The 1,328-nt window shown below is 56.9% G+C and carries 1 protein-coding gene; it reads right to left on the bottom strand.

The features are described 5' to 3' along the window. A partial coding sequence (locus ACNA7R_RS20390; RefSeq protein WP_416285363.1) for an RNA-guided endonuclease InsQ/TnpB family protein occupies nt 1-956 on the bottom strand: 956 nt, incomplete at its 3' end. Nucleotides 957-1,328: the final 372 nt, after the last annotated feature.

The raw sequence follows: 1,328 nt of genomic DNA on the forward strand, positions 1-1,328 counted from the left end.
TTAACCGCCACGAAGTGCGTCCCCGCTCGCTCACACTTGTATTCGAGCAACGAGAGGAACGTCCGCCACGCAGCGGATGCGGTATTGCGACTGTTCGACGGAGACTCCATCATCCCCTTCACGTTCAGGTCTTCAACCGCCACGAGGTCGTACTCCCGAGCGTAGTACGCCGAGAGTTTGTGCAAGAAGTCGCGGCGCTTCCGTCGGAGGTCGGCGTGACACTCCGCCACGCGCCGTCGTTGCTTCTCATAGTTGTTCGACTTGTGTTGCTTCCGCGAGAGCTTCCGTTGCTCACGCTCCAAGCGTACACGTTCGTCGGACAGGTCGAGCGACCCGACCGCCGTGCCGTCCGTGTCGTGGACGTACTTGAGAATCCCTATGTCGATACCGACACACTTCTCGGGATTCTCAGGCGGTTCGGGTGGTTCACGGTCCATTTCGACGCCGAACGTGGCGAACCACTCGCCCGTCGGTTCCTTCTTGATCGTGACCTGCTTGAGTGCGGCGTCGTCGGGGATGGCGCGGTGAAGCTGAATCGGTACGTCCGCGAGTTTCGAGAGTGACAGCACAGTCTGCCCGCCCTTCTTGTCGAGCTTGAAGCCAGACTGACTGTAGGTGAAACTGCGGAACTCCCGTGGCGGCTTCCACTTGAGTTGACCGACGCCGTAGCCCTTGTCCTTGAGTTTGGAGAGTCCTTTGAGGTTGTCGAACAGCCGTTCCACGACCGTTTGGAGAACTTTCGAGTACACGTCCGAGAGGCCGTCCCACCACTTCTTGATGTCGGGTAGCTCCGACCGTAGGGTGGTCATGGACGGCAGTTCGCCGTGTTCGTCTTGGTACTCGTTGAGACGGTAGAGCGTGTGGTTGTACAGTTGCCTACAAATGTCTCGGTGGCGGTCCAACTCCTCGCGGTGGGCGTCGGACGGTTTGAGACGGTATTTATAGGCGTAGTACATCCGCTACTCTCGTTCCTCGATTAGTTCGTCCAGTTTCTCGCGGACGAACGACGAGAGGTTGAGGTGTTGGTCCTCAATCCACTCGTCTTGGTCCTCCCGAATGGTGATGGTCTTCCGTTTCACCGTAATGCACGCTATGCGCGATACACGTATAATAGATTTGGTAGAGCGTGGGCCTGTGGGCCAAGCGTCGAACGTATTTGAAAACCGTGCGGCGCTGTATCCCTTCCCTACTCGCTCCCTTCTGTCGCTCATTGAGGAAGGGGGCTTAGCGCCTCAATTCAGCTAAACTGATGATCGTTAGCGATGGATTTTCCCTCTCCGGTATAAATTTTGTCAACCTATTCAGATAGAGATATGGACGGCAACGCG

The sequence above is a fragment of the Natronococcus sp. genome, from assembly GCF_047921035.1.
Classification (GTDB): Archaea; Halobacteriota; Halobacteria; order Halobacteriales; family Natrialbaceae; genus Natronococcus.